This window comes from Streptomyces sp. NPDC012888 (genome assembly GCF_042900645.1).
Taxonomy (GTDB): Bacteria; Actinomycetota; Actinomycetes; order Streptomycetales; family Streptomycetaceae; genus Streptomyces.
Genome location: NZ_JBIBBM010000010.1, coordinates 183870 through 208362, shown reverse-complemented (window position 1 = coordinate 208362; position 24493 = coordinate 183870). Strand labels below are relative to the sequence as shown.

Here is a 24493-nt window from a genome sequence, read left to right as displayed (position 1 = left end):
GGACCGGGCCGACGGGGGAGACCCTGCTACCGGCCCGCCCGGCCGCCCGGCCCGGTTCGGCACGCCCCGTCAGGGCGCGGAGGGCGAGGGAGACCGCCCCAGCCGGTCGTCGAGCCAGGCGAGGACCTCGTCCGTCACGGGGTCGGTGATGTCCGCGAACTCCTGGTGCTTCGTCAGGAACCGGGCCGCGTAGGGACACACGGGAACGATCCGCATACCGGACGCGCGGACGTCGGCCAGCGCCTGCGCGACGAGGACCGAGGCGAGTCCCCGGCCTGCGTGGCCCTCCCCGATCTCGGTGTGGAAGAAGACCCGGCGGTCGTCGCGGTCGCGGTAGGCGGTCAGCCCGGCGCGCTCGCCGTCGTCGACGAGGATCTCGTAACGGTGCCGGTCGTCGACGCGCCGTACGACGGGCGCGGGCGGCGGTGCGGGGTCGTGGTCGCTCATGGCGGTCCTTCCGGTACGGGTACGGGTCAGCGGGCGGAGCGTTCATACGGGCGGGCAGCCGCTCGCCGGGGCAACCCTCCACGCAGCCGCAACGGCCGGAGGCCCGCTCCCATTCCTCCCGGCCTCCCCGAGCACCTGGCCGACCGGGCGCAGCGGCTGCCATCATCGGACGGAGACCGACAGGGAGGTCCTCGATGGCCCCTACCGAACCGGATCCCGCACCGTTGATCGCTTCGATCAGCGGGTTCACGTGGTCGAGCGAGGAGTCCGTCGCCTACGAGGCCGCGATCGAGGCGATCAACGGAGCCGTGGGCGCCTACACCGCCCGCATCCACGCCGAGCGGGCGAAGCCGCACCCGGACCACGACCTCGTCACCGACCTGCTGGACGGACAGCGGCAGTGCGCGCGTGCCCGGGAAGAGCTGAAGCCGACCGATCACGCGCAGATCGCCGATACGCGCCGACGCTACGCCGACCTCGCCCGCCGCCTGATGGAGGGCCTGACGTGACCGACGCGGAGGCCGCACGCCACCTGCTCACCGAGCGACAGAACCGCCGGATCTTCCTCGACCAGATCGTCCCCCAGCAGTTCGCGGGCCGCTCACGCCAGGACACGCCGACGGTGGTGGTCCTCGTCGGCCAGCCCGGAGCGGGCAAGACCCGGGTGGGTCACGCCCTGGCCGAAGCGCTGAACGAGCGCGGCGGCTTCGTCGAGGTCGACAGCGACCTCTACAAGCCGTACCACCCCGCCTACGCCCGCCTGCTCCAGCAGGACGACGGACTCATGGCCGCGTACATCCGGGCTGACGGCCGCCGCTGGATGGCCCGGGCCCACGCATACGTACGGGAGAACCGCCTCAACGCGATCATCCAGGAAACCTCCCAGGACGCGGACGCCGTCGCCGACACCCTCCAGGCCTACCGGAGGAGCGGTACCCGCATCGAAGCCGTGTTCTTGGCCGTCTCGGAGGCGATGAGCAACCAGGGCATCGTCAACCGCTACCACGAGCAGGTCAAGGAACGGGGGAGCGGCCGGCTCACCGTCCAGGCGAACGCCGACCGGTCGTACACCGGCATCGTCCACCTGGCCCGCCTCGTCGACGAACACAAACTGGCCGACCACGTCGCCGTCATCCGGCGTGGCGAGGGCCGACCACGCTACGCCAACGCACTCGACGGCGCCGGCGAGTGGCAGGCGCCCCCCACCCTCGCCCCGGCGCTGGAAGCCGAGCGCTCCCGCCCCTGGACACCGGCCGAGACCGCCGACTTCCTCCGCTCCCAGGCCAAGCTCCGCACCGAATCGGCCCCCGAGTGGACCGCCCCACTCACCCGAATCGAAGCCCTCGCCAGGCCGCTCCGAACTCCGCCGGCCCCGTAGCCCCGCGCAACGGGAGGAGAGCCGCTCAGGAGCGGGCTTCGCCCGCCAGGGCTTTCGCGAGGAAGGCCTCGATCGGCGGGGTGAGCTCCGGGAGGTGGGTCTCCAGGGCGAAGTGGCCGGCGTCCTCGAACAGGTGCAGCTCGGCTTCGGGGAGGTCACGCAGGTACGCCTTGGCGCCCGCCGCAGTGAAGAAGGGGTCGCCGACGCCCCACAGGACCAGCGCCGGCGGCCGGTGTTCGCGCAGCCAGGCCTGCCAGGTGGGGTACAGCTCGACGTTGGACCGGTAGTCGAAGGCCAGGTCGGCCTGGGCGTCGGCGCGGCCGGGCAGGTCGAGGAAGTACTGGTCGAGGGCAGGGGCTGCCGGGTCGAGTCGGGTGGGGTCGGCGAGCCCGGCCTCGTACTGGAAGCGGGTGCCCCCGAGGGTGAACAGGTCTCGGACGGCCTCTTCGTCGCCGGGCACCTCGCGGCGACGGGCGATGAACTCGCGGGCGCCGGCGGACAGGCCTTCCTCGTAGGCGTTGCCGTTCTGGACGATCAGGCCGGTGACCCGGTCGGGGCGGCGGGTGGCGAGGCGGAGGCCGACGGGGGCGCCGAAGTCGAAGACGTAGAGGGCGTACCGGTCGAGGCCGAGGGCGTCGGTGAACGCCTCGGTGACGTCGGCGAGCCGGTCGAAGGTGTACGTGAAGCCGGCGGGTGCTTCGGTGCGGCCGAAGCCGGGGTAGTCGGGGGCGATCAGACGGTAGCGGTCGCCGAGGACGTCCATCAGCCGGCGGAACTGGTGGGAGCCGCTGGGGAAGCCGTGAAGGAGGAGCAGGACGGGTGCGTCGGCGGGGCCGGCCTCGCGGTAGAAGACGCGGACTCCGTCGGCCTCGACGGTGGCGTGGCGGTGCCGGACGGGAAGGACTTCGTTCATCACATGCCTCCTAGGGCTTCTCAAGCATTAGCCTTACCGATCATGCCTAACGGGTCAACCCCTTCCGATACCATTACTCGCGTGGATGTGAACGAGAACGCTGCGGCCCGTACGCCGGCGTCGGCCTTCCCGCTCGTCGGTGAGCCGCTCGCCCTCGACCTGCTCAACACCCGGCCCGCAGCCGCCGGTGACCTCATCGGCAGCCCGGCCGGCCTGGCGGCGTGGCTGCGCGAGCAGGCCGGCCGCCTGACGTCCGTCCCCCGGCCGGGCGCGGCCGAGCTGGCCGCCGTACACGCCGTACGGGAGGCGGCGGACGGCGCGCTGCGCGCGGCGGTACGGGGGCACCGGCCGTCCGCGGAGGCGCTGGAGGCCCTGAACGCGGCGATGGCCGCCGCGCCGGCGCACCGCGCGCTCACCTGGACGCCGGACGGGCTCGCGGCGGAGCGGGCCCGCACGGCCGCCCCGGCGGAACGGCTGGCGGCGGAGCTGGCGGAGGCGGTCGCCGACCTGCTGACCGACCCGAAGGTCACCTCGGTCCGGGCGTGCGAGGCGCAGGACTGCGTCCTGCTGTTCCTGCCCACCCACCCGCGCCGCCGCTGGTGCGTGGCCTCCGCCTGCGGCAACCGCGTGCGGGTGGCGCGGTACTACGCGCGGCACAAGGGGGAGCGGGGGGAGCGGGGGGAGCAGGGGGCGTCGGCGAAGGGCGGGGCGTAGCTCTTCGCGCGGCTCACCGCGCCGACGTACCCGGTCCGGAGTCCTGCCCGGACCACCTTCCAAGTGGGCGCGGCCGTCGGGCACCGGGCCCGGCCGCTCCCGCCGCTCGCCCCGGGGGACGCGCGGAGCCGCACGTCCCCCGTCCGGCGGCACGTGCTCCGATCGGGCGACGCCGCCACTGGCGAACCGTTCCGGTGCCGGCCGCCGCCCCTACTGTCACGGCATGCGCCTCCTCCTCGCCGCCGCCGCGGTGGCAACCATCGCCGCCGCCCCCGCCATACCGGGACCGGCCGCGGCGGCAGCGGCCCCCGCCGCCTGCGTCGGGAAGTGGACGGAGGACTCCCGCGGCCGGTCCTCCGTCGACGGCAGCGAGATCGCCTACGACGACGAGTCCTCGTTCGCCGACGCCGTCGCCCACGCCCGGAAGGTGTGGACGGCGAAACCGATGACGAAGGTCAGGGTGTTCCCGGACGGCGCGACCGCGTACGCCGACGTGGAGTTCCGCGACGTGGACTCCACCAAGGCGCCGTGGACGGACATCTACGGCCTGTGGGACGCCCAACAGGGCACCGACGTCATCTACCTGAACAAGGCGTACCTGCTCACCACCGGGATCCGGCGGACGATCGCCGCACACGAGCTCGGCCACGCCCTGGGGTTCTGCCACAAGGACCACCGCAGGTACGCGACGCTCATGGCGGAAAGGTCCGGAGACATGGCGGACGCCCCGACCGCCCAGGACAAGAAGAACTACACCGCCCTGTGGGGATGACCATGACCACCGTGAAGCCGAAGACCATCGCCCTGACCGCCGCCGCGGTCCTCCTCGTCGCGGCCGCCGTCGGCGCCGCCTCCGTCCTGGAGACCACCCCCGTCATCGCCACCAACCACGAGGCCATGACGATGACCTTCCGCGCCGACGACGACGCGCAACTCGCCGGGCACAGCGACGAGGTCGTGTGGGTCGAGATCACCGACACCACCACCTGGCCGGCATCCCTCACCGAGGACCTCGAACGCGTCACCTACGACGCCCGCGTGCTGAAGGCCTTCAAGGGCACCCCACCCGAGACGATCGAGGTGGAGGCGGTCTACGAGGGCGAGTCGGTCGAGCGGATGAAGGAGGGCGGCCGGTACGTCCTCGCCGCCGACCACGACGACGCCGGCGGCCGCCACGTCGTCTACTCCTCGTACCCGGTGGAAACCGCCTCCCTGGACGTCCCCGACACCCGCCACGGAGCCCACAACGCCGAACTGCGCCAGCCGGCTCCGTCGACACAGGCCGAGCGATGGACGCGGGCCGTCACCCACGCGATCACAGCGAACGCCGGTTAGCCCGCTCGGCCGCTGCGAGGCGCGCGGACCGGCCGCCGCACCTGGACCAGGCCGTGCGCGCAGCGGCGCGGCCTTTCGCCGGCGTGGCAATTACCTCCGGCGTCATCGCGCCGTCAGGCGCCTCCGCATAGGTTCGAGGTCATCGCCCGCGCCCGAACGAAGGAGCTCCGCCGTGCCCGCCTACGGCTTCGCCCATCTCCGCAGCCGCCGGAACCACCCCGACGTCATCGAGTACCTGGAGTCCATCCAGGAAACCCTCGACCCCTTCGCCGGCCGTTTCGTCATCCACGGCCCGCCGGCCGAAGTCCTGGAGGGGACGTGGCCCGGCAGCATGGTGCTGATCGAGTTCCCCGGCCTGGTCGAAGCGCGTGCCTGGTACGACTCTCCGGCTTACCGGGCGATCCTGCGCCTGCGCGCCGACCACATCGAAGGCGACCTCCTGCTGATCGACGGTGTCGGGCCGGACTACGACCCGGCCGAGCGCGCCCGCCGACTGCACGCGGAAGCCGGTGCGGAAGCCGGTACGGCGAGCCGGCCGACCCCGTAGACAGCACCCCGCAGACGGCCCCCGCGGACAGCCCCCGTGGCAGCACCCCGGCGACTGCCCCGACGACGCGGGGCGTCCGCCGTGCGGGCGGCGCTCTCCGCCACCCGCACGCCTTTCCCCGGCGGAACCGCCCCCGCGCACTAAACTGACGGGTTGTTCGGCGCCGGACCGGAACAACCCGGGCGCCCCCGGGCTCCGCCGGCGCCCGGGAGCTTCTCGCGGAGCTCCTCGGGAGCGAGACGCGAGGGCCGATGGCAGCCACACCTGAACGCGCTGAACTCACCCTGCACGCCGCGGCCGACGGGGGAACGGCCGACGAGCCCGGGAAGTCCGCCCGGTTCTCCGCCGGGCCGCCGGCGCCGCCGCGCACCCTCGTGGACGTCTTCGAGGCCACCGCCGCCGCCTGGCCCGACGAACCCGCCCTGGACGACGGCACCACCCGGATGACCTACCGGGCGCTGGCCGCCGAGGTCGAACGCCGCCGCCGGGCCCTCGTCGCCGCCGGCGTCCGCCCCGGCGACCGGGTCGGCGTACGCATCCCCTCCGGCACCAACGAGCTGTACGCCTCCGTCCTCGCCGTACTGGCCGCGGGCGCCGCGTACGTGCCGGTCGACGCGGAGGACCCGGAGGAACGGGCCCGGCTGGTCTTCGCGGAAGCCGGGGTCCGCGCGGTCCTGGGGGCCGGCCGGCACATCCGGACCACCGGCGCCGCCGTCGCCCCCGTAACCCCCGCCGGCCGCCCCCGGCCCACGCCCGAGCACGACGCGTGGATCATCTTCACCTCCGGTTCCACCGGCACGCCCAAGGGCGTCGCCGTCACCCACCGCAGTGCCGCCGCCTTCGTGGACGCCGAGGCCGCGCTGTTCCTCGCCGAGGAGCCGATCGGCCCCGGCGACCGGGTCATGGCCGGGCTGTCCGTCGCCTTCGACGCCTCCTGCGAGGAGATGTGGCTGGCCTGGCGGCACGGCGCCTGCCTCGTGCCCGTACCCCGCTCCCAGGTGCGCGGCGGTGCCGAAATCGGCCCCTGGCTGGTGGAGCAGGAGATCACGGTCATCTCCACGGTGCCCACCCTGGCCGCGCTCTGGGAGCCGGAAACCCTGGCCGACGTCCGGCTGCTGATCTTCGGGGGCGAGGCCTGCCCGCCCGAACTCGCCCGACGCCTCGTCACCGAGGGACGCGAGGTCTGGAACACGTACGGTCCCACCGAGGCCACCGTCGTCGCCTGCGCCTCGCTCCTGACCGGCGAGGAACCCGTCCGCATCGGACTCCCGCTGAACGGCTGGGAACTCGCCGTGGTCGACGAGTCCGGCGCCCCCGTGCCCATGGGCGGCAGCGGCGAGCTCGTCATCGGCGGCGTCGGCCTGGCCCGCTACCTGGACCCCGCCAAGGACGCCGAGAAGTACGCCCCCCTCGACGCCCTCGGCGGACGGCGCGCCTACCGCAGCGGTGACCTCGTCCGCGCCGAACCGGAAGGCCTGGTCTTCCTCGGCCGCGCCGACGAACAGGTCAAGCTCGGCGGCCGCCGCATCGAGCTCGGCGAGGTGGACGCCGCCCTCCAGGCACTGCCCGGCGTCTCCGGCGCCGCCGCCGCCGTCCGCACCGCGCGCGGCGGCACCCCGCTGCTCGTCGGCTACCTCGTCGCCCGGGACGACTTCGACCGCGCCGCGGCCGTCGAGCGACTGCGCACCGAACTGCCCGCCGCCCTCGTGCCGTTGCTCGCGCGGGTCGACGAACTGCCGACCCGCACCTCGGGCAAGGTGGACCGGGAAGCGCTGCCCTGGCCCCTGCCGGACCAGGACCGGGACCGGGGCCGGGACCAGGACGGGGGCCGCGGCCGGGACCAGGAGCCCCCCGGCCAGGCCGCACGGCTGCACGGCACCGAGGCCTGGCTCGCCGAGCAGTGGACCGAAACCCTGGGCGTGCCCGTCACCCGCGCCGACGACGACTTCTTCGCCATCGGCGGCACCAGCATCGCCGCCGCACGGCTCACCACCCGCCTGCGCACCCGCTACCCCTCCGCGGCCGTCCTCGACGTCTACCAGCAGCCCACCCTCCGCAAACTCGCCCGCCGGCTGGAGGCCGCCGCACCGGACGAGGGCCGCGTCCGCACCGTCGCCCCCGTCCCGCTCCGCTCCCGCCTGGTCCAGTGCCTCCTGCTGGTCCCCCTGTTCACCCTGGCCGGCCTGCGCTGGACACTGGCACTGGCGGCCCTCGGCAACGTACTGCACCGGTTCGGGCCCTACGTCTGGGCGCCCACCGCCCCCTGGTGGCTCCTCGCCGCCGGCGCCGTCCTGCTCGTCAGCCCGCCGGGCCGCCTCGCCGTCGCCGCCGGCGGTGCGCGACTGCTGCTGCGCGGGGTCCGGCCCGGACGTCACCCACGCGGCGGAAGCGTCCACTTGCGACTGTGGACGGCCGAACGCCTGGCCGAGTGCGCCGGCGCCACCTCGCTCACCGGCTCCTGGCTGGAACGCTACGCCCGCGCCCTCGGCGCCAAGGTCGGCCCGGAGGTCGACCTGCACGCACTGCCCCCGGTCACGGGCATGCTCAGGCTCGGCCGGGGCTGCGCCGTCGAGTCCGAGGTGGACCTCTGCGGCCACTGGCTGGACGGGGACCAGCTGGTCATCGGCCCGATCAGGGTCGGCGCGGGCGCGGTGGTCGGCACCCGCAGCACGCTGTTCCCCGGCGCCCGCGTCGGCAAGCGGGCCGAGGTGGCCCCCGGCTCCACGGTGATCGGGCAGGTCCCCACCGGCCAGCGATGGGCCGGCGCGCCCGCCGTCAAACTCGGCAAGGCCAAGCACAACTGGCCCCGCGAACGCCCGCCGCGCGGGGCGCGCTGGCGCGCCATGTACGGCGCTACCGGCTTCTGCTTCACCGCCCTGCCCGCGCTCGCCGCCCTCCCCGCCCTGCTCCTGGTGAGCGGCTTCGTACCCGCCGACGCCGGACCCGCCGCCGCGCTGCGCGGAGCGCTGCTCGCGGTTGTGCCCGGTGCTCTCGCCTACGGCTGCGCGTACGCCCTGCTGCTGGCCGCCTCCGTCCGGCTGCTCGGCATCGGCCTGCGCACGGGGACGTACCCCACGCACAGCCGGGTCGCCTGGCAGGCCTGGGCCGTCACCCAGCTGATGGACCTGTCCCGGGGAACCCTCTTCCCGCTGTACGCCGGGCTGATCACCCCCGTGTGGCTCCGGCTGCTCGGCATGAAGGTCGGCCGCGGAGCGGAGGTGTCCACCGTGCTGGCCCTGCCGACCCTGACCACCGTCGGCGACGGCGCGTTCCTCGCCGACGACACCCTCGCCGCCCCCTGCGAACTCGGCGGGGGCTGGGTGCGGATCGGGCACTCCGTGATCGGACGCCGGGCGTTCCTCGGCAACTCCGGGATGACCGCGCCCGGCCGGGCCGTGCCGGACGACGGACTGGTCGGCGTACTGTCCGCCACCCCGAAGAAGGCCAAGAAGGGCAGCTCCTACCTGGGCCTGCCGCCGGTCCGGCTGCCGCGCTCCGCCGCGCGGGCCGACCGCAGCCGCACCTACGACCCGCCCGCGCGGCTGCGGTGGGCGCGCGGCGCGGTGGAGTCGTGCCGGCTGGTGCCCGTGTTCTGCTCGGCCGCGCTGGCGGTCACGACCGCGGCGGCGCTCTGCGCGGCGGCCGGTCCGGGCGGCCCGGGCCTCGCCGGCGCCGCACTGCTGTCCGGCGTGCTGCTGCTCGCCGCCGGGACGGTCGCGTGCGCCGTCGCGGTGGCCGCGAAGTGGCTGCTGGTCGGCCGGCACCGGGTGGGGGAGCACCCGCTGTGGAGCGGCTTCGTCTGGCGCAACGAGCTCGCCGACACGTTCGTCGAGGTCCTGGCCGTGCCCTGGCTGGCCGGGGCGGTGCCCGGCACACCGCTGCTGGTGCTGTGGCTGCGGGGACTCGGGGCCCGCATCGGCCGCGGCGTGTGGTGCGAGACGTACTGGCTGCCCGAGACGGACCTGGTGACCCTCGGCGACGCGGTCAGCGTGAACCGGGGCTCCGTGTTGCAGACCCACCTCTTCCACGACCGGATCCTGAGGACGGACACTGTCATCCTCAGTGAGGGCGCCACCCTCGGCCCCGGCGGGATCGTCCTGCCCGGGAGCACCGTCGGTGCCCGCAGCACACTGGGTCCCGCCTCCCTCGTGATGGCCGGGGAGTCCGTCCCCGCCGACTCCCGCTGGCTGGGCAATCCGATCGAGGCGTGGCGGACGTGAAAGGGCGGCACCGGGCACAGCGCAGCAAGGAGCGGAAGAGGCAGTGAGCGGCCATCAGACGGCGGAACCGGATCCGTACTTCCCGGCCAACGGCGACCCCCGGTACCACGTGCACCGGTACGAGCTCGCCCTGGAGTACCGGCCCGTCCCCAACCGGCTGGCCGGCACGGCCCGGCTCAGCGCCATCGCCGGCCGGGCACCGCTCACCGAGTTCCAGCTGAACCTGGCCGACTTCCGGATCGGCCGCATCACGGTCGACGGCCGCACCCCGTACTACGTCCACCGCGGCGGCCGGCTCCGCGTCCGGCCGGCCAAACCGCTGCCCGCCGGCGCCGCCTTCACCGTGGAGGTGAACTGGTCGGGCAACCCCCGCCCGGTGCGCAGCCCCTGGGGCGGCATCGGCTGGGAGGAACTCACCGACGGCGCGCTGGTGGCCAGCCAGCCGGTCGGGGCGCCCTCCTGGTACCCGTGCAACGACCGGCCCGCCGACAAGGCCTCGTACCACATCTCGGTCAACACGCCGTCCGCCTACACGGTGGTCACCGGCGGCCGGCTCCTGACCAGGACGACCAGGGCCAGCACCACCACCTGGGTGTACGAGCAGCCCGCACCGACGCCCAGCTACCTGGTGGGCCTGTCCATCGGAGCGCACCGGACGGTGCTGCTCGGCGACCCCGGACTCGGCGGGGTCCCGCAGAGCGCCCACGTCCCGCCCCACCTCCTCGACCGCTTCTCCCGTGACTTCGCCCGCCAACCCGCCATGATGCGCCTGTTCGAGGAGCTGTTCGGGCCGTATCCCTTCGGCGAGTACGCGGTGGTCGTCGCCGACGAGCAGCTGGACGTCCCGGTCGAGGCGCAGGGCCTCTCCCTGTTCGGCGCCAACCACGTCGACGGGGCGGGCGGTTCGGAGCGCCTCATCGCCCACGAACTGGCCCACCAGTGGTTCGGCAACAGCGTGACCATCGCCGACTGGCGCCACATCTGGCTGAACGAGGGCTTCGCCAAGTACGCCGAATGGCTCTGGTCCGAACGCTCCGGCGGCCGCTCCGCGCACGAACTGGCCGTCCTCGCGCACCGACTGCTGACCGGCCTGCCCCAGGACCTGCGGCTGGCCGACCCGGGACGCAAGCTGATGTTCGACGACCGGCTGTACGAGCGGGGCGGGCTCGCCGTGCACGCCATCCGCTGCGCCCTCGGCGAGCGGGCCTTCTTCCCGATGCTGCGCGACTGGACCACCCTCCACCGCCACGGCGTGGTCACCACCCCCGCCCTGACCGCCCACATCACCCGCTACGCCCCCGCCCCGGTGGACGACCTGCTCAAGGCCTGGCTGTACGAGCCGTCACTCCCCCCGCTGCCCCACCCCGCACCCGCCCCCCGCACCCCGCAGGGCCACCCCGGCCCCTGAACCGGTCCGGGCGGAGTCACCCGGGTGCCCCGATCGGGCCCCGGCCGGAGCCACCGCCGCCGCGACCGTGCCCGCCCGGTCAGGCGGGGCGGCCGCCTTCCGCCGGCCCGGGGCCGACGTCCTCAGCAGCAGTCCGGCGGAGACCGTGGCCAGCAGTGAACCGGCGGCCAGTACCGCGAAGCCGTAGCGGGTGTCGCTGTGGTCGGTGACCGTCGCGACCAGGAACATCGCCCCGACCGTGGCGGCCAGCCCGGCGCCGTTGGCGAGTCCGAAGGCCCGGCCCACCGTCGCCTCGTCCGCCGACTCCATCAGCAGGGTCCGCGAGGCGATCCTGGCCTGCCCGAACACGAAGGCACCCAGGGGTACGCCGACCAGGTACCCGACGATCCCGAACTGGCTCTGCAGCACCAGCAACGCAGCGCTGAGCAGGAAGCCCACCACGGCGATGCGAAGGTCGGGATGGCGCCTGCCGACGATCCGGCAGGCGCCTGCGGCCGCCAGAAAGCCGAGGCACCCGAGGGCGTCGATCACTCCGAACACGCCGGCACCGAGCCGGAGTTCGCCGATCACGGCGGTGGGCAGCAGCGCGTTGAACACCGTGACGACCACGCTGCCCTGGGCGTAGAGCAGGATGAGACGACGGACCCTCAGCGGCCGCCGGGGCACCGCCGGCCCCGCCGTCGGCGTGGCCCCGGTGCCAGGAGCGTCAGGACCCTTCGACGGCAGGCCCGGCCCGCGCCCGACCGCGACCACGCAGAGCGCCGACACCACGAAGGTACCGGCGTTGAACACCAGCAGCGGGACGGCACCCAGCGTCTGGACGGTCAGTCCGCCGACCGTCGCCGACAGCAGCATCCCCGCCTGCGTCCCCATCTCGTGGCGGGCGTTGAACCGCCTCAGGCGATCGGCCGGGACCCGCTCCTTGACCAGCGCGGCGCACACGGGCACGAACAGCGCACCGACGACGGCCAGCGCGAGATTGACGGTGTAGATCCCCGGCCCCTGGGCGCCACCACAGACCAGCCACACCGGCAGCGCGAGGGCCAGAGCCGCGCTGACGGCATCGCAGCCGATCCACAGCACCCGGCGGTCGCAGCGGTCCGCCACACGTCCGAAGAGGGGAGAGAGCAGTGCCTGCGGACCGGCGACGGCGATGAACAGCCAGCCGACGGCCATCATCGTCTGCTGCTCCCGGATCATGAGCAGCGCGCCGACGATGAGTTGGACGTTGTTGCCGAGGGCGGTGGCGAAAGCGGCGGAAACCAGCAGCCGCTCGTTCCGGCGTGAGTACGAGCCGATGATCATGGCGTCAGTATCCGGGCATTCCCTGACACCTTCCGTCAGTGGAGCTGCCCGGGCAACCGGCGTCCCGCATGCACGCTCACCGCACGGGGGCGACGGCCCTGCCGAAGTCATCGCCCGGTAGAGGGGTCCTCCACCGGTGACGTCTCCCGCGAGCCGGGTCAGGCCACCGGGCCCGGCGTCAGGTCGTGACGGACGAACCACTCGGTCCCGAGGATCCGGTTCCTCGCCGCGACCGGCAGCCCGGCCAGCAGGTGGGGCAGGGACCGGTCCCGCGCTGCCTCGGAGGCATGGGCCCGGATCGCGGCCCACTTCCGGCCGACCCACGGCCGGACGTCGACCGTGACGGTGACGGCCTCGTCCGGCACGGTCCACAGCTTCTTGCCTGCACCGGCCACCAGATCGGCCAGCTCACCGGCGCCGGAACGCGGGTGCACGGCAACACGGACGGCGCCCGGGCGCCACGCGGGCCCGGCCTGCGGGTAGAGATCCGGCAGCCCGGCCGCACGGGCGGCGAGCAGGGTCACGCGATGGGTGTGGACGTGGTCGGGGTGGCCGGAGGAGCCGTAGGCGTCGTGGGTGACCAGGACGTCCGGACGGAACTCCCTGATGTGTCGGACAAGGCGCCCCACGGCCCCGTCCAGCGACGCGTCGAGGAACCGGGGGCATCCGGCAGCCGACTCGGGCACGCGGGCGTCGGCGTAGCCGAGCAGCCGGGGCACCCCCGCCCCGAGGATCCGCAGCGCCTCGCTCAGCTCGACCGCCCGGTGGGTTCCGGGCGCCCAGGTTGCGGTGACCACACCGGTGCGGGCGCCCGCCGCCGCGTGCCGGGCGAGAACGCCACCCGCGACGAGGGACTCGTCATCGGGGTGCGCGAAGACCCCGAGAACGCTGGGCAGCTGCACGGGTTCCTCCAAGGCTCGGTCGTCGCCGCGGCAGAGGTGGTGATGACCGTGTCGGCCTCCATGGATACCCAGGGGCGACGAGCCCTCACCTCGTGCGGGAATCGTCGAACCCCAGGCCGGCCATGACAACGGGTCGCGCCGGGCGCAGGGCAGCGGCCCCGGCGCGCGGGTGGCGTACCCGCCCGGCAGCGCCGCGTCAGCTGCCCGGGAGGGTGGCCTGCAACCAGTCGAAGACCACCTCGCAGTGCAGCTGGGGGGCCATGGGGGAGCAGTGGAGCTGCGCGCCCTGTGCGGCCGTCAGCCGCATGTAGTCCTTGGGCGAGGTGAGTGCGTCGTACATCCGGCGCGGCTGGCCGGGGTAGAACTGCTCGCCCTCGTAGTCCAGCACCAAGGTGGGCGCCTTGACACGGCCGATGACGTCCGTGATCGACAGGGCCCGGATACGGGTCGCGGGCGTGTGGAAGTCGGTGAACAGCTTCCCCTGCCGGGCTTCGAGCATCGCCGGGACGGAGAACGGCTCGAAGCGCTTCTTCATCACCGCCGCGGCCGCCGGGGGCAGCTCGGGCACGACCTCCTTGTTCCAGATGTCGTTCGTCTGCTGTTTGTCGGGCGTGAGGATCCGGCGGATCTCGGGCGGAAAGCCCAGCCACGGCTCCACGCACCCCGGCATCGCCACCAGCGCGGCGATCCGGCTTTCGAACGCGGCCGCCCGCGGCGCGAGGTCACCGGCCATGCTCAGGCCCGTCAGGGCGATCCTGGCCGGGTCCACGTCGGAGCGGGCCGTCAGCCAGTCGACGAGGGGAGTGACGACCTTCTCCCACGTGGGCGTGAACACGACCCGGTCGACGAACAGCAGTTGGCCCTGCCCCGGCCCGTCGTAGACGAGGGCGTTCCAGCCGCGGTCGAGCGCGGCGGCGACCCCGTACGTCCACATGTCGACGTTCTGGCCGTCGCTGCCGTTGGTCAGGATCATGGTCGGGCGCCGGTCGCCGCCGGACGCGTCGGGCCGGAAGAACCACACCGGCAGCGGTGTCGTGCCGTACGGCACGTTCGCCGTGACCGGGGGAGGCTCGCACAGGCCGCAGAAGGTGTCCCAGGCCGCCCGGCCGGCCCGGTACAGTTGCTCCTCGCTGCCCGGGTCGTCCGAGCCCAGGACGAAGAACAGGGCCTGACCGTAGTACTGGGCCGCGCGCAGCGCCCGGAAACGCTTGGTCTGGTCGTCGGCCGGGGCGCCGGGGGGCGGCTCGAGGAGCCGGTCGCCCAGCTTGCGGAACGTCTCGACGTACGACTGAGCGGACACCCCGGCAGCGTTGATCGCGTTCACGGCGGTCAGGACCTCGCCGACCTCGGCCGAGCCCGCGCCGGACGCGCCGAGCGCCAGAAGCCCGTTGAAGTTGTACGCCGGGTCCTCGAACAGCGTCATGGCCCCCGGGGTGATCCCGCCCGCGGCGGCGCTGGGCGTGGCGGAGCCCGTGGCGGTCGCGGTGACCGCCGCCGGAGCGCCGGCCCCGGGCGCGCCCTCGCGGGCGCAGCCCGCGACGAGAGCGACGCCGGCTCCGGCGGTCAGCAGGGCGCGACGCGAGGGACCGGCCGGACCGTCGCCTGATCTGTGCGGCTTCATACCATCGGAACCTAGCCGCAGCCCGGGGCACCGGCATCCCGTCCTCGGCACGCGAGCCCCCGCCCCGCCGCCCCCGGCCCACTTCCCGCCCCGGCGCCCGGTGCCCGGCCCACCGCTGCCGCGACCCCCTGCCGCGAGCTCCGCCGTCCGGGTGCTCTCGCCCTCCTGCTACGCACCGCCCGGAAGGCCTACGCGCTTCCGGGAGCACCGGTTCCGGGTGCGACCGCCATCACTGGCCCACGCGTCCGTCGATCCTCTCGCGCAGGAGGTCGGCGTGGCCGCAGTGCCGGGCGTACTCGGTGATCTGCATGACGAGGATCTCCCGCAGCGGCGCCTCTCCGGTCCGCGTGCCGAGGTCGGCGACGCCGGCGATGAAACGGTCGGTCGCCTCGCTCTCGGCCCGCCACTGCTGCCAGGCGTCCTCCACGACCGCCGGGTCGGCGACCGCGCCGTTCCACTCGCCGTCACGGTCTTCGGCGGTGCGGTAGATCCTCGGCGCCTCCACGCCCGCCAGCCGGCGGAAGTGCCGCTCGTCCTCGGCCATGTGCCGTACCAGCCCGAGCAGGGACATCGTGGACGGCGGTACGGAGCGGCGGGCCATCTGCCCCGCATCCAGGCCGGCGCACTTCATCTCGATGGTGAGCCGGAAGTGGCGCAGACTCTCCAGCAGCGTGCCGCGTTCGTCGACCGTCTCGACGCCGCTCTCGCGAGGGTCGTCGTCCGGGTCGACCCACATGTCGGGGTAGACGGTGGAAGGGGTCCACCGAGTCACCGCTGCTCCGTCGTCGCGCTCGTCCAAGTCCATGACCGCATCATCGTGAACACCGGCTCCGCCCACCAGTGAATATCGCCTCGGGGGCGGCGACCCCCGGAAAGGAGGGCCCCCAGCCGAGCAGAATGAGCGGCATGGCCATGGCGAAAGACATCGAAGTCCGGGGCATGCAGCACTGTGAGACGACGGCGCTGGGGGTGCTGCTCCGGCACGAGGGGTTCGACTTGTCCGAACCCATGCTGTTCGGGCTCGGGTCCGGGCTCTCCTTCGTCTACTGGGACACCAGGAGCATGGACTTCCCCTTCCTGGGGGGCCGGGTCAAACCCTTCGAGCTCACCCGGAACCTGACCGCCCTGCTCGGACTCGAGCTGCGGGTCGCGGAGACCACCTCCCCGCGCAAGGCGTGGCAGAACGTGGCGGCACCCATCGACGAGGGGCGGCCGGCGGGCCTCCAGCTCGACAGCTACCACCTGGACTACTTCACCACGAAGGTGCACTTCGGCGGGCACGTCGTGGCCATGTACGGCTACGACGAGCAGGACGCCTACCTGGTGGACACCGACCCCCAGGGCGGAGCCGTCAAGACCAGCCTCGCAAGCCTGGCCAGGGCGAGAGCCGAACGCGGCCCCATGACCGCCAAGCACCGCTCCTTCACCATCACGGCGCCCACCAGCCCGGCGTCACCGACGGACCGGATCGTCCCCGCGATCAGGTCCTGCGCCGAGGCGTTCCTGAACCCGCCCATCGCCAACCTGGGTCACCGGGGCATCGAGAAGGCCGCCGAGCGAGTGCCCGGCTGGCTGCAGCGCAGCGCCGACCCGCGCCACGACCTCCCACGAGCCGCCGCCCTCATGGAGAAGGCCGGCACCGGCGGCGCGCTGTTCCGCAACCTCTACCGGGACTTCCTCGCCGAGGCCGCCCAGCTGATCGACAACAGCCACCTGCGGACCGGCCACCGCCTGTACACCGAGGCCGCACCCCTCTGGACCCAGGCGGCCGCACTCATCGCGACGGCGGGCGAATCCGGCGACGCGCAAGACCTCGCCCTGGCCGGATCCGTCCTCCATGACCTCTCGCGCATCGAACGCGACGCGATGCGGGCCCTCAGCAAGCTCTGAGCAGGAGGGCAGGAGGGCAGGAGGGCCAGGCGACCCGCGGACGACCCCGGCCGTCCTGCGGGTCCCTGCGCCGCGCCCCCGGTCAGGCCGCCACGGCCTCGATCAGGTAGAAGGGAGGCGCCTCCTCCAGCGGAGTCACCGACACGACGGACAGCCCCGCGCGTCGGCAGACCTCCTCGAAGTCCTTGCGCGTACGTTCCCTCCCGCCCAGGTTCACCAGCATGTTGAGGTCGCTGAGGTAGGTGGTCCCGCCGTCCGCGGCGTGCCCGGCGGCGCCGGTACCGACGACCTCGGGCAGCACCGGCTCCACGATCAGGACGCGGCCACCGGGCGGCAGCACCTCACGGCAGTGACCGAGGATCGTGACCGCCCGGTCGTCCGACCAGTCGTGCAGCACGCTCTTGACCAGGTACAGGTCCGAGCCGCCCGGAACGGCCCGGAAGAAGTCGCCGGCAGCGAGGGAGCAGCGGTCCGCCACCCCGTGCCGGTCAAGCGTCTTCGGCGCCTGGGCCAGCCCGTCCTCCGTGTCGTGGACGACACCGGTGAGCGCCGGATGCGCAGCCAGTACACGGGCCAGGACGCTCCCGTCACCGCCGCCGACGTCGGTCACCGACCTGAAGCGGCCGAAGTCGTAGGCGTGCGGCAACACGGCGGCCGTCTCCTCCGACGCCTGGCTCATCGCCGCGTTGAAGTCGGCGGACAGCTCCGGGTGCCGGCCGAGGTGGCTGAAGAAGTCGGTTCCGAAGACGCTGTCGAACGCGATCCCGCCGGTACGGACGCTGACGTCCAGGCCGTCCCAGGCCCGCACGACCGCCGGGTCGGTGAACACCCGGACGAACGAGGCGAGCGAGTCGGGACGGCCGGATCCGAGGAGTGCGCCGGCGGAAGTCACCGAGAACGCCCCGGGTTCGTGCTCCTCCAGCAGGCCCAGACCGGCGAGGGCGCGCAACAGCCGCGTCATGGGCTGGTGCTCGGTGCCCGCGTCGGCGGCCACATCGACGGCCGACCGCCGGCCGTCGCCGAGCAGGTCGAAGACTCCGAGCCGCACGGCCGCACGCAAGGTCTGCGAGGCCATGCTGCCGAAAGCGAGCCGGACGATCAGACCCCGGCCGGCCATGGCCTCCCGGGCAGCCGCTGTGTCCATGGTGCTCACGGATGAATTCCTTCCTCGTCTGGATCGGTGGTGGTGGTGATGTCCGGGCCTGGGCGGCGAGGTCAGACGCCCACCAGGGCACGGGGCGTGCACCCCGCGAAGGCGAGGACGTCGCGGTGCAGGTGGGACTGGTCGGCGTAGCCGTGCGCCAGGGCGACGTCCGCGGCGTTCCCGCCCGCCCGCAGCGCCCTGGCGGCCTGGTCGAAGCGGACGAGCATGGCGGCGCGCTTGGGGGTGAGGCCGGTCTGGGCGCTGAACCGGGACCACAGCCGCTTGCGGCTCCACCCGCAGGAGGCGGCGAGGTCGTCGACCCGTACCCGGCCCCCGTGCGCCACGATCGTGTCCCACACACCGGCGACCTCGGGCGTCATCGCCGGGCCCCCGGCGGCCCGGCGCGCGAGGAACTCGCCGACCAGCGCGAAACGTTCCTCCCACGCGGTGGCTTCGGCCACGCGTTCACGGAGCCGCCGCTCCTGCCGCCCCCACAGGTCGTCCAGGCCGACGACCGCCCCCTCCAGTTCGCGCGGGGAGACACCCAGCAGGCTGTAGGCGGCGCCGGGCGTCAGGCACATCTCGACGCACTCGACGTCCCGGCCGCGGATCCGCGCGGGCCCGGGCGACAGCGACGCGACCAGGCTCGCGTTGTCGCGGTGCGGGCTCGCCGGGCCGGCTTCGACCCTGAACGGCTCGTCCCCCAGACCGATGACCACGACCACGGCAGGCTGGGGCAGAACCCGCAGGTCGAGGGCCCGGCCGACACGATCCCGGAACCCGGCCATCCGGACTCCCGCGACGGCGGCCGCGCCGCCGGGCCGCGGCCGCGCCACTTCCCACCCACTGCCTTCGCCACGGCCGCCGCCGGAACCACGGCCCCCGGCCACGGATCCGCCCTCGGCATCCACGTCGTCGCTGTCCATGCCCCCACCCTGACGGACCCCGGACCGCCCCGTCTTGGAGAAAAGTTCCGCAGGCCGACGCGGAGCCCCGAGCGTGCTCGGCGCCGGTACGCGGCCGTCGCGGTACGGCCTGCAAAAGTGGTTCGTGCATACTTTTGCAGGAGGGGTACGGCGTACCGGCTGGACCGCACTGACCAGGGGACACGCACACATGGACACCGGTACACCGGTCACCGGCGGCTTCGGCACGCTGCTGCACCGTCTGCGGACGGAGGCCGGGCTGAGCCAGGAGGAGCTGGCGCACGCCGCGGGGGTGAGCGTGCGGGCGCTGTCGTACATGGAGCGCGGTCATTCCCGGGGGCCGCAGCGCCGCACCGTGCAGGCCCTGGCCGCAGCCCTCGGCCTGGACGAGGCCAGCGCCCGGGAGCTGGAGCACACCGCCAGCCTGGGCCGTCCCCGCCGGGCCCGCACCATGGAGGCCCCGCCGACTCCCGGCGCACCGGCCGCCGGTGCGCACACCGGTGCGCACACCGGTGCGCCCGACCTGCTGCCGCGCGCACCGCGCGGCTTCCACGGGCGGGCGGCCGAACTCGACGCCCTGACCCGGGCCACCACCGCGGGCGAGGCACCCGTCTGTCTGGTCGTCGGACCCGCCGGCGTGGGGAAGACGGCCCTCGTGCTGCACTGGGCCCACCACGACCGCGCCGCGTTTCCCGACGGGCGGCTCTACGCCGACCTGCGGGGCTTCGGCGACACGGGCGAGCCCGCCCTCATGGAGGTGCTGCGCGAGTTCCTGGTGGCGCTCGGTGTGCCGCACGGCCGGATACCGGAGTCGGCGAACGGCGCGGCCGCCCTGTTCCGGTCGCTCGCCGCCGACCGCCGGCTCCTCGTGGTACTCGACAACGCGCGGGACTCCGAGCAGGTCCGGCCGCTCCTCCCGGGCGGTCGCGGCTGCGTCACCGTCGTCACCAGCAGGCACCGGCTGCCCGGGCTCATCGTCACCGACACCGCCCGGCCCGTCGCCGTGGACGTGCTCGGACCGGAGGACGGCACGATGCTCCTCGCCGGCGTGCTCGGCAGGGAACGGGTACGCGCGGAGCCGGTGGCCGCGCGACGCCTGGCCGAGCTCTGCGGCGGGCTGCCCCTCGCCCTGCGGGTGGCAGCCGCCCGGCTGGCGCAACGCCCCGGCTGGTCGCTGGACGCGATGGCCGCCGAACTGTCCGACGAGACGCGCCGGCTGAGCCTGCTGGACGTGGAGGACACCGGCGTCCGAGCGGCGCTGCGCGTGACGCTGCAACAGCTCCCGCCGCACGTCTCCCGCCAGTTCGCCCACCTCGGCCGCCACCCCGGTACGCAAGTCGACCGGTACGCGGCGGCCGCCCTGGCGGATACGGACCCGGCAGCCGCCGAGGCCTCCCTGGAGCGGCTGGCCGTCGCGCACCTCGTCACGGAGACGGCGTCCGGCCGATGGACCATGCACGATCTCGTGCGGCTCTACGCACGGAGCCTGGACGTCGGGCCCGAACCACTCAAACGCGTGCTCGACCACTACATCGCCACGGGCCTCGCGGCCGTGGCGGCGGCCGAGCCCGGCAACGAGGGGTGCTTCCCGCTGCCGGCGGACCACCTGCCGCCCGTCGCCGTACGGGAGTTCGGCGACCGGTCCGCCGCCGTGGCCTGGTACGCGGCGGAGCGGGACGACCTCACGCTGGCCGTGGCCGCGGCGCACACCGCCGGCCTGCACGGCAGGACCTGGCGGATCGTCCTGACCCTGTGGCCGCTGATCGTGTGGCGCGTCCGGGACGGCTGGGTCCCTCTTCTGGAGACCGCGCTCGAGGCGGCACGGGCGGACGCCGACCAGCACGGCGAGTCACGGGTGCTCAACGTGCTCGGCTGGGTGCTGATCGAGGAAGGCCGCGTCGAGGAAGCCCTGACCCACCTCGGCGCAGCCTCCGCACTCGCCTCCCGGGCAGGTGACACTGTGGCCGAGGCGAACGCCCTGATCGTCCTGGCCATGGCGCAGGCGGCGCACGGCGGCCTGGACGAAGCCGCGCAGGGATGCGAGCGGGCGGTCGGGCTGGCGCGCAGGGCCGGCGACCGGACCATCGAAAGACTGGCCCTGCAGCACCTCGCCCGCCATCGGGCCGACGCCGGTAACTGGCGCCGGGCGCTCGACACGGCGACCGAGGCCCTGGCCTTCGACGACCGGCCGGGCACGGCCGACGTGCCCCGCATACTGCTGCTCATGGTGAGGGGAGAGTCACTGCTGGGACTCGGGAACGAGGCCGAAGGCATCGCCCAACTCGACCTGGCGGCCCGGGAGGCGGAGTCCTCCGGCTACGAGGACGGCGCCGTACGCGCGCTCGAGGTCCTGATGAAGGTCTCGGCGGATGCGGGACTCCGGGCACGCTACGACGCGGCAGTCGCGCGGCTCACGACGCGGACGTGAGGCGGGCAGCGGGCGCCGGCACCTGCGCCCTGAGCCCTGAGCCCTGCGCCCTGAGCCCGGCTCCCCACTGCCTTCGACCGGCCCGCAGAAGTACGCCGGACCGTACTTCTGCGGGCGGAACTGCCTGGCCCGCCTCCGCTTCCGCACGATTGGGTGGGGTCGACCCGGAAGGAGGCTCGACCAGCCTCCCGCCGGGCGGGTCCGTCGCGCCGTACAGCCCCCAGTAACCGCGCGGCGGACCCGGGGAAAACGTGCGGACTTCGACCAGGGAATTCCATATGAGAACCAGTCGTGCCGGGTCCCGTCCGGGCTCCGGCCGCTGCGCCCGCCTCCTGCGGCTGTTCGCCCTGCCGGCGATCCCGCTCCTCGTCCTCCCGTCCATGCTCGCGGCGCCTGCGGGCGCGGTGGCGACGGACACCGGCGAGTACGGCTCCGCCCGTCACGACCAGCGGTCGTGGGTCACCACGCACGACGCCCACCGACGACCGGACCGGGTACCCCCTCCCACCGAGCCGGCAGCGCACCCTCACGGAGCAGCACGAGGACAGGGTGCGCGCCCTGACGCTCGGCACCTGCGACCCCCACGGACCCGGCCCCGTCCGGCTCTTCCACCCCATCACCACCGTCCGTGTACGGCCACGGCGCGGGCAACGCACCGTCGGGCCGCGATGTCCGGGACGACAGTAAGCCCCTGGACACCACGGTCGTGCCGGGCACGGAGATGACCTCGCCCTTCGCGATGCTCAGTCCTCGTCCTCCCAGTCCTCGTCCTCGTCCTCGTCACGCTCCTCCGGGACGTAGGCGAGCGGTTCGGCCACCCAGCCCGCGGCGAGGACCAGCCTGGAGGACCGCTGCACCGCGACGAAGCCGAAAGGCCGGTCGAAGCGGAGGTCGATGGTCCGCACCCGGTACGGCGGTCGCGGAAGGACGCCCGCCCCCACCGCACCGAAAGCGGTGACGGCGGCGGCCTCGAACCCCTTCGCATGGAACCGCGCCATCGCCGACTGGCTGCCCGACTCGATGAGGAGCGGGTCACTGCTGACACCGGGAAAGTGACCGGACGGGTCCCGCGTGGTGGCCGTCTCCAGCCCGAACAGCCCGGCGTGCAACAGCAGGTCGTGCTCCGCCTCGACCGCGAAAGCCACCGTCTGGACGCTCAGACGCGGTTCGGGCCGGTACGCCGCCCCCCGCCCGATCCACAGCCCCGGCCCGGGCGTCCCTTCGGGCAAGGAGAAACCGTCCACCGACGGCACGGCCCGGGTCACGGCCGCGATGCCGCCGGCCAGCACCTGCCCCGCCCCGGCATCCGGATCGCCGAGTACGAGGTGGACGTCCACTCCGCCATCGCCGACGACCTCGAACACGGTGACGGGACCGGCGGGCGTCCCGGCCACCCGGACGCGGTGCAGCAGCGAGGTCGTGCGGCCCAGCCGCAGGACCTGCCGGTCGGCCCACGGACCCTCCTGCAGCACCCCCGGCCACTCCCGGAACGGCCGGATCCAGCGCAGCCGCAACGCCAGCGCGGACGCCAGGACCAGTCTGGTCCGCTCGGTCACCTGCACCGGCATCCGCTCGATGAGGCCACCCGTCCGCGAGGCCGTCCAGTCGTCGAGCAGCTTCCGGTCGGCGGCCCGGTCACCGGTGAGCCGGCCCCGGCTCCCCTCGGGCAACCGGGAGGCCCAGTCCGTGTGCAGCGGCAGGTCCGCCCTCGACCACAGCCCGGCGGCGGCCTCCAGCCCGGGTACGCGCCCCAGGGCGGTCAGCAACTCCCGGGCGGCCGCGGAGGCACGGTCGGCGGGTATGCCGAGCGCGCCGGCCAGTTCGTCCCTCGCCGGACCACCCGCACCGTCCGCCAGCAGGGCCAGCAGCGGCCACACCCCGGCCCCGGTCAGGACCGTTCCGGTACGACCGTCGGGCGCTACCGCGGCCTCCGCCCAGCGGCCGGTCAGCCGGTTGACCGCGCGGACCGTCGAGTTCTTCATGCTCATGCCCGGAAGCGTACGTAGAGGACGCCGCCGGACCAGAACGCTTTTCCGCGCCCGGCGCCGCCACGGCCGGACCCGCCGGATCCGGCCGGCGGCCGGCACCAGTAACCTGCCCCTTGCCGGAAGCAGCGCGAGGCGAGCCGGCGCCCCCCTTTCAGCCCGCTTCCCAGGAGGACGCCCGTGTTCAAGGTCAACGAATACTTCGACGGTTCGGTGAAGTCGATCGCCTTCACCCAGGAACAGGGGCCGGCGACCATCGGCGTCATGGCTCCCGGCGAGTACGAGTTCGGCACGGCCGCCCCGGAGACCATGCACGTGATCAGCGGCGCCCTCACCGTCAGGCTCCCCGGTGCGGCGGACTGGGAGACCTTCCCCGCCGGCAGCCGGTTCGAGGTAGCCGGCGACAGCACGTTCCGGCTCACCGTCGCCGTCGAGACCGCGTACCTCTGCGAATACCGCTGACCCGCCCCCGGGCCTTATTCCTTCGGCCCGGGCGCCGGAGGGCGGCAGACTGGGTGGGTGACCGACTTCGAATCGACCCATCGCACGCCGGGACCGGAGCGCTACGGGCGCCTGCGGGTACGGACGGCCGACCTCTCCCCAGCCGACTGGCTGGCCGAACGGCGCCCCGGGTCCGGGCGCTTCGGCACCGTCGGCGGCGTGACCGCCCCCGGCTTCGCCGCGTACGCCCGTATCCTCCACCCCGCGTACCTCGATGAGCAGCCGGTGCGCTGGGAGAGCGTCGGCGCGGCCTACGGTCGCACGCCCTCCGGCACCCGGCCCTGGCACGACCTGCTCGGCGTCACCCGGGACGAGTCGTACGGCGGCGACCTCCACCTGCCAGGCGTCTGGGACGCACCCCCCGACGAGGGGCCCACGCCGGGCCACGTGGCACGCGCCCTCGTCCCCGTCCTGACCCGGCACACCGGCACGCCCGACCGGTGCTGGTACGCGCTGTGGGAGGGCTACGGACGCTGGGACTGGGACGCGGTGCCCCGCTTCGAGACCCCCCACCGCGACCGGGTGCTGATGAGCGGCACCCTGGCGGACTCCGTCTCCCCGCACTCACTCGACCCCCACGCGGAACTCCCCGACCTGTGGTGGCCGGAGGACCGCGCCTGGTGCGTGGGCGGCGACACCGACCTGAAGAGCACGTACGTCGGCGGCTCGGAGGACTTGATCGCCGACCTCCTCGCCGCACCGGCCCTGGAGGCACACCGAGTGACGGAGACCGACCTGCTCGACTAGCGACCCGAGCCGGAGGACCCCTGCCGGATCTCCGCGATGCTCCGCACCCCGAGCCCGCCCGATCGCCCGCGCCCGCACCGAA

The 24493-nt window shown here is 74.0% G+C and carries 21 protein-coding genes; 12 read left to right on the top strand and 9 right to left on the bottom strand.

The window, feature by feature from the left end:
- Window positions 1-69 precede the first annotated feature (69 nt).
- Window positions 70-447, bottom strand: coding sequence for a GNAT family N-acetyltransferase (locus tag ACFY61_RS19580; protein ID WP_389473528.1), 378 nt, complete (start codon window positions 445-447; stop codon window positions 70-72).
- A gap of 194 nt (window positions 448-641) precedes the next feature.
- Between ACFY61_RS19580 and ACFY61_RS19575 the strand changes: the two genes are divergently transcribed.
- Window positions 642-956 (top strand): hypothetical protein, encoded by a 315-nt coding sequence (locus tag ACFY61_RS19575; RefSeq protein ID WP_389473526.1) that lies wholly within the window; start codon window positions 642-644, stop codon window positions 954-956.
- Window positions 953-1825 carry a zeta toxin family protein gene (locus tag ACFY61_RS19570; RefSeq protein ID WP_389473524.1) on the top strand — a complete coding sequence of 291 codons (873 nt, stop codon included), beginning with the start codon at window positions 953-955 and terminating at the stop codon, window positions 1823-1825. The genes ACFY61_RS19575 and ACFY61_RS19570 overlap by 4 nt, the downstream gene beginning before the upstream one ends.
- A gap of 25 nt (window positions 1826-1850) precedes the next feature.
- Here the strand turns inward: ACFY61_RS19570 and ACFY61_RS19565 are convergent, their stop codons facing one another.
- Window positions 1851-2738 (bottom strand): alpha/beta fold hydrolase, encoded by an 888-nt coding sequence (locus ACFY61_RS19565; RefSeq protein ID WP_389473522.1) that lies wholly within the window; start codon window positions 2736-2738, stop codon window positions 1851-1853.
- Window positions 2739-2819: 81 nt separating this feature from the next.
- Between ACFY61_RS19565 and ACFY61_RS19560 the strand changes: the two genes are divergently transcribed.
- From ACFY61_RS19560 to ACFY61_RS19535, 6 genes are all read left to right on the top strand, one after another.
- On the top strand, window positions 2820-3452 hold the full coding sequence (locus tag ACFY61_RS19560) for a CGNR zinc finger domain-containing protein (protein ID WP_389473520.1): 633 nt from the start codon (window positions 2820-2822) through the stop codon (window positions 3450-3452).
- Between the two features lie 223 nt (window positions 3453-3675).
- Complete coding sequence (locus ACFY61_RS19555) at window positions 3676-4224, top strand: hypothetical protein (RefSeq protein WP_389473519.1); 549 nt, start codon at window positions 3676-3678, stop codon at window positions 4222-4224.
- 2 nt (window positions 4225-4226) lie between these two features.
- The gene (locus ACFY61_RS19550) at window positions 4227-4787 is read left to right on the top strand and encodes a hypothetical protein (protein WP_389473517.1); all 561 of its coding nucleotides are present in this window, start codon (window positions 4227-4229) and stop codon (window positions 4785-4787) included.
- Window positions 4788-4959: 172 nt separating this feature from the next.
- A complete protein-coding gene (locus ACFY61_RS19545) occupies window positions 4960-5334 on the top strand; it encodes a DUF1330 domain-containing protein (RefSeq protein WP_389473515.1) in 375 nt (124 codons plus the stop codon).
- Window positions 5335-5585: 251 nt separating this feature from the next.
- The gene (locus ACFY61_RS19540) at window positions 5586-9554 is read left to right on the top strand and encodes a Pls/PosA family non-ribosomal peptide synthetase (RefSeq protein WP_389473513.1); all 3969 of its coding nucleotides are present in this window, start codon (window positions 5586-5588) and stop codon (window positions 9552-9554) included.
- 43 nt (window positions 9555-9597) lie between these two features.
- Entirely contained in the window at window positions 9598-10962 is a 1365-nt protein-coding gene (locus tag ACFY61_RS19535) for a M1 family metallopeptidase (RefSeq protein ID WP_389473512.1), read from the top strand.
- On the opposite strand, the gene ACFY61_RS19530 is transcribed toward ACFY61_RS19535, so the two are convergent.
- The 4 genes from ACFY61_RS19530 to ACFY61_RS19515 form a co-directional block, all read right to left on the bottom strand.
- Complete coding sequence (locus ACFY61_RS19530; RefSeq protein ID WP_389473510.1) at window positions 10897-12267, bottom strand: MFS transporter; 1371 nt, start codon at window positions 12265-12267, stop codon at window positions 10897-10899. The two genes, ACFY61_RS19535 and ACFY61_RS19530, sit on opposite strands and share 66 nt — an antisense overlap.
- 158 nt (window positions 12268-12425) lie before the next feature.
- Window positions 12426-13169 (bottom strand): PIG-L deacetylase family protein, encoded by a 744-nt coding sequence (locus ACFY61_RS19525; protein ID WP_389473509.1) that lies wholly within the window; start codon window positions 13167-13169, stop codon window positions 12426-12428.
- A gap of 196 nt (window positions 13170-13365) precedes the next feature.
- Window positions 13366-14790, bottom strand: coding sequence for an alpha/beta hydrolase family protein (locus ACFY61_RS19520; protein WP_389473507.1), 1425 nt, complete (start codon window positions 14788-14790; stop codon window positions 13366-13368).
- Window positions 14791-15019: 229 nt separating this feature from the next.
- Window positions 15020-15595: a DinB family protein gene (locus ACFY61_RS19515; RefSeq protein WP_389473505.1), complete on the bottom strand. Its 576-nt coding sequence runs from the start codon at window positions 15593-15595 to the stop codon at window positions 15020-15022.
- Window positions 15596-15696: 101 nt separating this feature from the next.
- On the opposite strand from ACFY61_RS19515, the gene ACFY61_RS19510 reads away from it, so the two are divergent.
- Window positions 15697-16680: a BtrH N-terminal domain-containing protein gene (locus tag ACFY61_RS19510; RefSeq protein ID WP_389473503.1), complete on the top strand. Its 984-nt coding sequence runs from the start codon at window positions 15697-15699 to the stop codon at window positions 16678-16680.
- 82 nt (window positions 16681-16762) lie between these two features.
- Here ACFY61_RS19510 and ACFY61_RS19505 read toward each other — a convergent pair whose 3' ends face one another.
- Both ACFY61_RS19505 and ACFY61_RS19500 read right to left on the bottom strand, forming a co-directional pair.
- A complete protein-coding gene (locus ACFY61_RS19505) occupies window positions 16763-17824 on the bottom strand; it encodes a methyltransferase (protein ID WP_389473659.1) in 1062 nt (353 codons plus the stop codon).
- Window positions 17825-17895: 71 nt separating this feature from the next.
- On the bottom strand, window positions 17896-18750 hold the full coding sequence (locus ACFY61_RS19500; protein WP_389473502.1) for a helix-turn-helix domain-containing protein: 855 nt from the start codon (window positions 18748-18750) through the stop codon (window positions 17896-17898).
- 190 nt (window positions 18751-18940) lie between these two features.
- Here ACFY61_RS19500 and ACFY61_RS19495 point away from each other — a divergent pair, with 190 nt between their 5' ends.
- The gene (locus ACFY61_RS19495) at window positions 18941-21178 is read left to right on the top strand and encodes a helix-turn-helix domain-containing protein (protein WP_389473501.1); all 2238 of its coding nucleotides are present in this window, start codon (window positions 18941-18943) and stop codon (window positions 21176-21178) included.
- A 743-nt stretch (window positions 21179-21921) separates the two neighbouring features.
- Here ACFY61_RS19495 and ACFY61_RS19490 read toward each other — a convergent pair.
- Window positions 21922-23166, bottom strand: coding sequence for a serpin family protein (locus tag ACFY61_RS19490; RefSeq protein WP_389473499.1), 1245 nt, complete (start codon window positions 23164-23166; stop codon window positions 21922-21924).
- 177 nt (window positions 23167-23343) lie between these two features.
- Here ACFY61_RS19490 and ACFY61_RS19485 point away from each other — a divergent pair, with 177 nt between their 5' ends.
- Together ACFY61_RS19485 and ACFY61_RS19480 are read left to right on the top strand one after the other, a co-directional pair.
- Complete coding sequence (locus ACFY61_RS19485; RefSeq protein ID WP_389473497.1) at window positions 23344-23625, top strand: pyrimidine/purine nucleoside phosphorylase; 282 nt, start codon at window positions 23344-23346, stop codon at window positions 23623-23625.
- Window positions 23626-23682: 57 nt separating this feature from the next.
- A complete protein-coding gene (locus ACFY61_RS19480; protein ID WP_389473496.1) occupies window positions 23683-24411 on the top strand; it encodes a hypothetical protein in 729 nt (242 codons plus the stop codon).
- Window positions 24412-24493 lie beyond the last annotated feature (82 nt).

What these genes read in the sequence shown, in the direction of transcription:
- ACFY61_RS19540 (WP_389473513.1), top strand. Translation starts at nt 5,586, where the DNA reads ATGGCAGCCACACCTGAACGCGCTGAACTCACCCTGCACGCCGCGGCC.
- ACFY61_RS19575 (WP_389473526.1), top strand. Translation starts at nt 642, where the DNA reads ATGGCCCCTACCGAACCGGATCCCGCACCGTTGATCGCTTCGATCAGC.
- ACFY61_RS19510 (WP_389473503.1), top strand. Translation starts at nt 15,697, where the DNA reads ATGGCCATGGCGAAAGACATCGAAGTCCGGGGCATGCAGCACTGTGAG.
- ACFY61_RS19550 (WP_389473517.1), top strand. Translation starts at nt 4,227, where the DNA reads ATGACCACCGTGAAGCCGAAGACCATCGCCCTGACCGCCGCCGCGGTC.
- ACFY61_RS19555 (WP_389473519.1), top strand. Translation starts at nt 3,676, where the DNA reads ATGCGCCTCCTCCTCGCCGCCGCCGCGGTGGCAACCATCGCCGCCGCC.
- ACFY61_RS19505 (WP_389473659.1), bottom strand. Translation starts at nt 17,824, where the DNA reads ATGGACACAGCGGCTGCCCGGGAGGCCATGGCCGGCCGGGGTCTGATC.
- ACFY61_RS19495 (WP_389473501.1), top strand. Translation starts at nt 18,941, where the DNA reads ATGGACACCGGTACACCGGTCACCGGCGGCTTCGGCACGCTGCTGCAC.
- ACFY61_RS19515 (WP_389473505.1), bottom strand. Translation starts at nt 15,595, where the DNA reads ATGGACTTGGACGAGCGCGACGACGGAGCAGCGGTGACTCGGTGGACC.
- ACFY61_RS19580 (WP_389473528.1), bottom strand. Translation starts at nt 447, where the DNA reads ATGAGCGACCACGACCCCGCACCGCCGCCCGCGCCCGTCGTACGGCGC.
- ACFY61_RS19520 (WP_389473507.1), bottom strand. Translation starts at nt 14,790, where the DNA reads ATGAAGCCGCACAGATCAGGCGACGGTCCGGCCGGTCCCTCGCGTCGC.
- ACFY61_RS19500 (WP_389473502.1), bottom strand. Translation starts at nt 18,750, where the DNA reads ATGGACAGCGACGACGTGGATGCCGAGGGCGGATCCGTGGCCGGGGGC.
- ACFY61_RS19530 (WP_389473510.1), bottom strand. Translation starts at nt 12,267, where the DNA reads ATGATCATCGGCTCGTACTCACGCCGGAACGAGCGGCTGCTGGTTTCC.
- ACFY61_RS19490 (WP_389473499.1), bottom strand. Translation starts at nt 23,166, where the DNA reads ATGAGCATGAAGAACTCGACGGTCCGCGCGGTCAACCGGCTGACCGGC.
- ACFY61_RS19565 (WP_389473522.1), bottom strand. Translation starts at nt 2,738, where the DNA reads ATGAACGAAGTCCTTCCCGTCCGGCACCGCCACGCCACCGTCGAGGCC.